General features: G+C 61.2%; 4 protein-coding genes. 3 read left to right on the top strand and 1 reads right to left on the bottom strand.

Annotated elements, in window-relative coordinates; translation table 11 throughout:
• Positions 1 to 51 precede the first annotated feature (51 nt).
• A complete protein-coding gene (gbcB, locus tag B2V21_RS07775) occupies positions 52 to 1152 on the bottom strand; it encodes a glycine-betaine demethylase subunit GbcB (protein WP_286916514.1) in 1101 nt (366 codons plus the stop codon).
• 286 nt (positions 1153 to 1438) lie between these two features.
• On the opposite strand from gbcB, the gene gbcA reads away from it, so the two are divergent.
• The 3 genes from gbcA (at position 1439) to B2V21_RS07790 (ending at position 8167) form a co-directional block, all read left to right on the top strand.
• Positions 1439 to 2734 (top strand): glycine-betaine demethylase subunit GbcA, encoded by a 1296-nt coding sequence (gene gbcA, locus B2V21_RS07780; protein WP_286916515.1) that lies wholly within the window; start codon positions 1439 to 1441, stop codon positions 2732 to 2734.
• Between the two features lie 295 nt (positions 2735 to 3029).
• Positions 3030 to 6047 (top strand): RHS repeat domain-containing protein, encoded by a 3018-nt coding sequence (locus B2V21_RS07785; protein WP_286916516.1) that lies wholly within the window; start codon positions 3030 to 3032, stop codon positions 6045 to 6047.
• A 104-nt stretch (positions 6048 to 6151) separates the two neighbouring features.
• Positions 6152 to 8167, top strand: a complete 2016-nt coding sequence (locus B2V21_RS07790; RefSeq protein WP_286916517.1) for an acyltransferase family protein — start codon at positions 6152 to 6154, stop codon at positions 8165 to 8167.
• The last annotated feature ends 207 nt before the right edge of the window (positions 8168 to 8374 follow it).

Raw genomic sequence — 8374 nt, forward strand, 5'->3', positions numbered from 1 at the left:
AAGCCGCGTCCGGCCTCAACGCGGTGGTTCAGGTACACCGCAGAGCTCGGCTCAGAACTCGATCCGCACATCCCCCTTGGGCACGCTGCAGCAGGACAGGATGTAGCCATCGGCTTCGTCATCCTCGGTGATGCCGCCGTTGTGCTCCATCTCCACTTCCCCACCCAGCTTCAATACCTTGCAGGTGCCGCAGATGCCCATGCCGCACGCCTTGGGGATCATCAGCCCCAGCTTGGACGCTGCCGCATGCACGGTCTCTCCGGGTGCTACACGAATGCTCTTGCCGGTGGCGGTGAATTCCACCTGATGCAGCTCCGACACATCCACCTCCGGCGCATCGGCTGCCTGCTCGGCCTGTTCCACGGCGTCGGCGCGCGCCTCCGGGGGCGTGGCGCCGAACGATTCCTCGTGGTAGCGGGTCATGTCGAAACCGGCGGCTTCCAGCAAGCGTTTGACCGCGTTCATGTACGGGGTCGGCCCGCAGCAATACACCTCGCGCTCCATGAAGTCGGGCGCGATCAGTTCCAGCAGCTTGTGGTTCAGGTAGCCACGATAGCCCGACCATGGTTCGCCCAGCCCGTGCTTCTCGCAGATGATGTGCAGGCTGAAATTGTCGACCCGCGAGGCCATGTGCTCCAGCTCGCGGTGGTAGATGATGTCCTTGGGCGAGCGCGCGCTGTGCACGAAGACCATGTCGACGTTGGCGTTGGTGTCGTAGAACCAGCGCGCCATCGACATCACCGGCGTGATACCCACCCCGCCGCTGAGGTAGAGGATCTTCGGCGCTGGAAAATCGATCGCGTTGAACAACCCAACCGGCCCGTGCACCGCCAGCTCCTGGCCTTCGTGCAGGGTGTCGTGCAACCAGTTCGACACCCGCCCGCCCGGCACCCGCTTGATGGTGATGGAAAAGCTGTACGGCACCGACGGCGCGCTGGAAATCGTGTACGAGCGCATCACCGGCTCGCCTTCGATTTCCAGCTCCAGGGTCACGAACTGGCCCGGCTTGAAAAAGAACAGAATGGGTTGGTCGGCCATGAAGCAGAAGGTGCGCACGTCCCAGGTTTCCTGGATCACCTTGACGCAACGAACGATGTGGCGCCCATTGGCCCAGGTCTGGGTATTGACGGGCATCAGGAAGGGGTTGGACATGCTGTTCTCCAAGGTCGATTACCGACGGTGCGTGCAGCGATTCTGCGTGCGCACTGCCCCTGCCACATTCCCATCCGCGACATCCACATGCTTATGGCGACCAGGCCCATGCGGCCTAGCCTGCAGCGTCGGGAATGGATTTGGCCATGTCGCCCATGGATAAGGTTGCCAACGCGCCGAGTCGCACACTCCACCGCATCTGAACGCAGTTTCAGCCGCCTTGCGTCGACAACCGTAACCGCCACTTTTTTCGCGGCCACACTGCATGGCCATGAGGATCAACACGATGGATGCCACCACTACCCTGAGCCTGGGCGATCCACTGGAACCCGCACGCAAGGCCACCGCCCAGATGCTGCAGGAGCGCGAGCGTACCTTCTCGCTGCCACAGCCGTTCTACAACGACGAGCGCCTGTTCCAGATCGACATGCAGGAGATCTTCAACAAGGAATGGTTGATCGCCGGCATGACGTGCGAGATCCCGGCCAAGGGCAACTACCTCACCCTACAGATTGGCAGCAATCCGATCATCCTGGTGCGTGGTGCCGAAGGGGTGGTGCATGCCTTTCACAACGTCTGCCGCCATCGCGGTTCGCGGCTGTGCACCAAGGAAAAGGGCAAGGTGGCCAAACTGGTCTGCCACTACCATCAATGGACCTACGAACTCGACGGTCGCCTGCTGTTCGCCGGCACCGAGATGGGCGCCGACTTCGACATGAAGCAGTACGGCCTCAAGCCCGTGCACGTGAAGACGTCCGGCGGCTACATCTTCATCAGTCTGGCCGAGAACCCGCCCGCGATCGATAACTTCCTCAGTACGCTGAACCATTACATGGAACCGTACGACATGGAAAACACCAAGGTCGCGGTGCAGACCGATCTGCTGGAAAAGGCCAACTGGAAACTGGTGCTGGAGAACAACCGCGAGTGCTATCACTGCGGCGGCTCCCACCCCGAATTGCTCAAGACCCTGCTGGAATGGGACGACGTCACCGATCCACGCGCCGACCAGGCCTTCAAGGACCACGTGGCTGCTTCAGCCGCTGCCTGGGATGCCGAGAAGATCCCCTACGCCCACGCCAGCCATGGCCTGCGCAATCGCATCGTGCGCATGCCGCTGCTCAAGGGCACGCTGTCGATGACGATGGATGGCCAGGTCGGCTGCAAGAAACTGATGGGCCGCATCAAGAACCCTGACCTGGGCTCGATGCGCATCCTGCACCTGCCGCATTCCTGGAACCACTGCATGGGTGACCACATCATCGTCTTCACGGTGTGGCCGATCAGCGCCCAGGAAACCCTGGTCATCACCAAGTGGCTGGTGCACAAGGATGCCGTGGAAGGCGTGGACTACGACGTCGCCCGCATGCGCCAGGTGTGGGACGCCACCAACGACCAGGACCGGCGCCTGGCCGAGGAAAACCAACGCGGCATCAACTCCACCGCCTACCAGCCAGGCCCGTACTCGAAAACCTACGAGTTCGGCGTGGTGAACTTCATCGACTGGTACAGCGAGCGCCTGCTGAGCAACCTGGGGGCGGAGCCTGCGGCCTATCTCAAGGGTGTGGCTGTGCACGAGTGATCGAGTGCCTGCGCTGGCCCCATCGCGGGTAGAACCCGCTCCCACAGCCCGGGTGCACTGTGAATCCGTGTGCACCTCAGATCCCCTTTGAGAGAACCCGCTCCCAAAATGAATCTGTGTGCACCTCAGGTTGACCGTGGGAGCGGGTTCTACCCGCGACGGGGCCGGCACAGTCACCACATCCCGTCGCCCTGCTGCAAAACTGTCAACCGCCGCCCTACTACCTGCACCCATGGCTGCCATCCGCCTAATCGGACATAAACAGGAAAATCTATCCGATCACAGGCAGGACAGCATGTCGCTCCTCCAAAGCTTCAATGAACAAATCAAGATCCATGCTCGCACACCGGGTCTGATGGTCACTGATCCGCGTGGCCTGGTGCTGCGTACCGTCGGCTACTGTCGCCGCGAGCCCGGAGCCATCGCTCAGCCGCGTGTCCACGCGCACTGGTACGACGCAGCAGCCCGCCCCGTAGCCCAGTGGGATCCTCGCCAGTTTGCGCACTTCCAGAATGCCCGGAGTGAAACGCCCAATCAGCAGACGGTATTCAGTCTTTCCGGCATGCCATTGCAACAGCGCAGCGTGGACGCCGGCTGGAAGGTCATTATGTCTGACGGGCAACGTCGCGTCAGCGATTCCTGGAACAGCAACCGCACCCACACCCATACTTCGTACGATCACTTTTCCAGGCTATCGGCGACCATCGTCACCGACGCCCTGGGCGCTGCCCGCACCGTTCAGCGTCTGAGCTATTGGCCGATCGACCAGGCCCACGCAGCCGCAAACCTCTGCGGTGCGATCAGTCGCCACGATGACGAAAGCGGAACCCTTCACTTCGACGCTTATACTCAGCATGGTCAATTGACTGTGCAGCGTCGGCGCATGCTGCTCAGTACCCTGCCACCGGACTGGCCTGAATCTGAATCGGCGCGGGATGCCCTGCTGGAGCCAGACTGCGTCTATACGACGGCTACGTGTTTCGACGCCGTGGGTGCGGTATTGCGTATGACCGATGCGAAGGGCAATCGGCATGATCACCGTTACGACCTTTCAGGACTCGACCGCAGTAGCCAGCTTCAAACAGCTGCCGGCGTGGTACACGATCTGGCGAACGCGATCCACTACAATGCCCACGCCCAACTCGTGTCACAGACCTACGGGAACGGCATCGAGACTCGGCATGAATACTGTGACCGTACCCAACGTTTGACTCGGTTGTGTTCGAGCCGCGCCTCTGGCGAACGCTTGCAGGACCTACGCTATGAGCACGATCCGGCTGGCAGCGTTCTGGCCATCACCGATGCTTCGCAGGCAGTGCGTCACTTCGCCAACCAGCGCACCGAACCGGTCAGTCGCTTCACCTATGACTCTTTAGGCCAATTGATTGCCGCCACTGGACGCGAGTCCGCCAATGCCACGGCACAAAGCCCCCAATTGCCTGAGTTGCAGCCGCTGAGCGACGACCCCAGCCTTTTGCGCAACTATACACAGACGTTCGCCTACGACGAAGCTGGCAACCTGACACAGCTGCGTCACGTGAACGGTCACCGCAACTGGACTCGAAACATGGCTGTGGCGAGGTTCAGCAACCGCGTATTGCCGGAACGCGACGGTGTGATACCGGATGAAGCTCAAGTCATTGCTGGCTTCGACTTCAATGGCAACCTTCAACAGCTTGAACCCGGGCAGCAGCTGGTGTGGGACAGCTACAGCCAGTTGCACAAGGTCACCTCGGTAGTACGCAACGACGGCCTGGACGATTGCGAGAGGTACATCTACGGCAGCGATGGCCAACGCGTGCGCAAGTTGACCAGCGCCCAGGTCAAAAGCGTCACGCACTCAGCCCAAGTGCGCTACCTGCCAGGGCTGGAGATTCGAACCGACAGCCGCAGCGGCGAAGAGCTGCATGTAGTCATCACTCAAGCCGGCCACGGCAATGTGCGGATGCTCCATTGGGAGGCAGGCAGACCTTCGGCATTGGCCAACGACCAATTGCGCTACCGCCTCGACAACCATCTGGGCAGCGCGTCACTGGAAGTCGATGCCCAGGCACGACTCCTCAGCCGTGAGGAGTACTACCCATTCGGTGGGACTGCCTGTCGAGCCGGCAGAAACGCACTGGAAGCCAAATACAAGATCATTCGCTATTCGGGCAAGGAACGAGATGCCAGCGGGCTGTACTACTACGGGTCGCGATACTACGCACCATGGCTGCAACGCTGGATCAACCCTGATCCGAGCGGAGATATCGACGGCCTGAACCTGTACTGCATGGTGGGCAACGACCCGATCAACAAGGTCGATCATCACGGCACAAACGGGGATGAGCCTTCCACCGGCAAACCCAAGAAACCATCACTGGTGGATGATTTCCTGCTCGGCGTGGTGCAAATGGGTGGCGCCCTGAACGTAGGTCTGAGCCGCAAAGGCAGCAGGCGCGACGCCGCCGCGCAGCGGCAGCAACACACCGAACAAAAGTTGCTGGCGGACCGGGCGATGAAACGCAAATTCGAGTTGCTGATGAGCATGTTAGCGTTGACCAAAATAAACACCGGAGCCGCTGACGAGTCGCTGCACAACATGGACGACAAAGGGGATTTGGCCTTGGCTTTCGGTCATCGAATGGGCGCGATCGTGTTGTCGAATGTGTCATCGTCGGGCACCGGCATGCTCGTAGGCGCCGCTACCGGTCTGATGACAGGCGGCCCGGTTGGTGCGGTAGCGGGCGCCGTGATCGGGGGAGTCGTCGGCAAAGGAGTCAGCATCGCAACGGACAAAGCCATGGAAAAGAGCGGAGTCAAGCCACAGCTGCAACTGCGCACGGGGTCGTTGAACCCTCACTCCGTCAAGCATGAAGGTATCTACCGTAAGGAATCCCTGGCGGGGAAATTCGCCTACAAGCTTCGCGGGTTCTATCCAGACTCCAAGAAGAACGCGGTCAACCTGGGACTTGAGCTTACCAAGCAAGTAGGCAGCAAATTGGCTGGCCCTGCGGGCATTGCCGTCAAGATCGGCGTGGATGCCGCCAAGGCAGGTTATGAAGCCTCTCAAGTCCTGGATGGCAAGAATCTGGACAAGGTGCAACGACTGGATGACGATGCGCCTAAATTGATGCGCGAGCTGTATGAGCGAACAGTTGAAGTTGCGAATTACTACGGGACCGATCAAACGGATCCCGGACAACGCATCGACTCGATCACGTTAGGTGATCTGGCGCGAAAAATGGGCAAGGCAATGGATCGCATCTCTGCCACACAGAGCAACGCGCAGGCCTACATCCACGCGCACCGCAACACGAGGAACGCCGCTTAAAGCCCTGCAAGCGGGACTGAAACATCCGGTAAGCACGTAATATTTCTCTGCGTGGATAAGTGTTCTAACGTCGCCGCCCTACCAAAAACAAAAAGGGCGTGAATATGTCATCCACCCACTTGCACCGCGCGGATCTTCGATCTGGCGGTGCTTACCTGCCCGGCATCGATGGCCTGCGCGCCATCGCCGTGCTCGCTGTCATCATCTTCCACATCGAGTTCCTCGGCTTCTTGCCGGGGGGCTTTACCGGTGTAGACATGTTCTTCGTGATTTCGGGCTACGTGATCAGCCGCTCGCTGAGTGAACGCGTGGACTGGCCACTGACGACCCTCCTGCTGGACTTCTACCGCCGCCGCCTGTTACGCATCGTGCCGGCATTGCTGTTGATGCTGCTGGCGTGCGTGCTGCTCTCGGCGATGCTCGTACCGCCCGTATGGCTCAGCAACCAGAACGAGGAAACCGGTCTCGCAGCCTTTCTGGGCTTGAGCAACTTGGTGCTGGCCTGGCAGAGCGATACCTATTTCTCGCCCCGCGCGGAATTCAATCCTTACCTGCACACGTGGTCGCTTGGGGTGGAAGAACAGTTCTACCTGGTGTTCCCGGGTGTGTTTCTGCTCTGGCTCCGCTACCGAGAGCGCAGCGTAGCAGCACGCTACCTGCTGGCCGCACTGGCAGCGGCTTCCCTGGCGGTGTGCATGACACAGACCCGCAGTGAACCGCTGACGGCGTTTTACCTTTTGCCTGGCCGGTTCTGGGAGCTGGCAGCCGGGGCCTTGTTGTTTCAGCTAATTGGCCAAGGTGAGCGGGCACCTCAACGAGCAGCAGTCGCCGCATTGATGCTTGGCGTGGGGCTGGCAATGGTCGCAGCAGGGTTCGTGCTGGCCGACGCCCGCCAGTTTCCCTTCCCTTGGGCGCTGCTCACCGTAGCAGGTACGCTGTTGCTGATTGCAGGTGTAGTACACCGGCCGTACGGCAGCGGATCGCCGCTGCACCGTCTATTGGCGTGTTCGTTGTCGACCTATCTGGGTCGCCTGTCGTACTCGCTGTACCTGTGGCACTGGCCCGTGGCGGTATTCCTGCGCTGGACAGAGGGCCTGGAGTCCGTGGCGGTGCAATGGATCTATGCACCCTTGGTGCTGGGTCTGGCGGCAGCGTCCTATCACGGGGTCGAACGCCCCCTGCGCCGTGGCCTACCGTCATTGCGCCAGCGCCCTGGGCTTACCGTGGCAAGCATTCTGGGCGTGGTCGGTATGAGTACCGGGCTGGGCATCTGGGTGGCGAACAACACTGAGCACTTGTCGTTGAGCCGCGTTGCCGACAGCTACACCTGGCACGCCTACAAGCACTACCCCCGCGAACCCATCGAACCGATCGAGGACCCTGCACTGCAGGGCCGCCAATTGTTCGTGCTGGGCGACTCGCACACGGCTGCCTACCGCACGATGTTGAATATCGTCTCGCTGCGCTTGGGCATCGAGGTGGTGGAATACGAACGCGGTGGCTGCGCGGTGGTGAGTCTGCTGGCGGCCGATCCGCCCGCCTGCAGGGCCTGGCGAGACGCCGCCCTGGCCGATATTCAGGCGCGTGCAAAACCTGGGGATGTGGTGTTTCTGGCGTCATTGCGCATGCCGGAACTGGCGGGGCGCGATTGGCAGGGGGATGAGAAGGCGGTCTTTGCCCAGGCGCTCGGCGAGCACACCGCGCAAAAGACACAAGAGGCTCGGGCTGCCGCCGACGTCGTGCTCACCCCTCTGCAGGCGGCTGGACTGACCGTGCTGATCGACGCGCCGGCGCCGGTGTTCAAGGCACCGGCAAACCGTTGCTCCGATGTGTTCAACCGCATGAATCCTGTGTGCGCACCTGGATTGACGGTGGGGCGTGATCGGGTATTGCAGCTGCGTGCGCCACAGATGCATTTGCTGACGGTGTTGGCCCGTGAATACCCGGCGTTGAAAATCTGGGACCCGTTGCCGATTCTTTGCCCAGGCGCGACCTGCTCGGCGTATGACACGGACGCGCAGCCGCTGTTCGCCGATGCCGACCATCTGAGCGGCCATGGCAATCGCGTGCTGGAGCCTTCGTTTACCCAGTTTTTGATACGCCTTTACCATCCGCTGTAGACGCGGCGACAGCACAGCCTTGGCGTGTTCCTGTAGCAGCGGCGCGAGCCGCGTCGGCGGTGCATGCGGTGCATCTGGAGGACCGCGTTGAAGCCGGACGCGGCTTGCGCCGCTGCTACAGGGATCGCGGTGTTTCTGTAGCAGCGGCGCGAGCCGCGTCGGCGGGGCGTGCGGTGTATCTGAAAAACCGCGTCAAGGCCGGACGCG

Source organism: Pseudomonas sp. UBA6276, from assembly GCF_002438365.1.
GTDB classification, from domain to species: domain Bacteria; phylum Pseudomonadota; class Gammaproteobacteria; order Pseudomonadales; family Pseudomonadaceae; genus Aquipseudomonas; species Aquipseudomonas coleopterorum.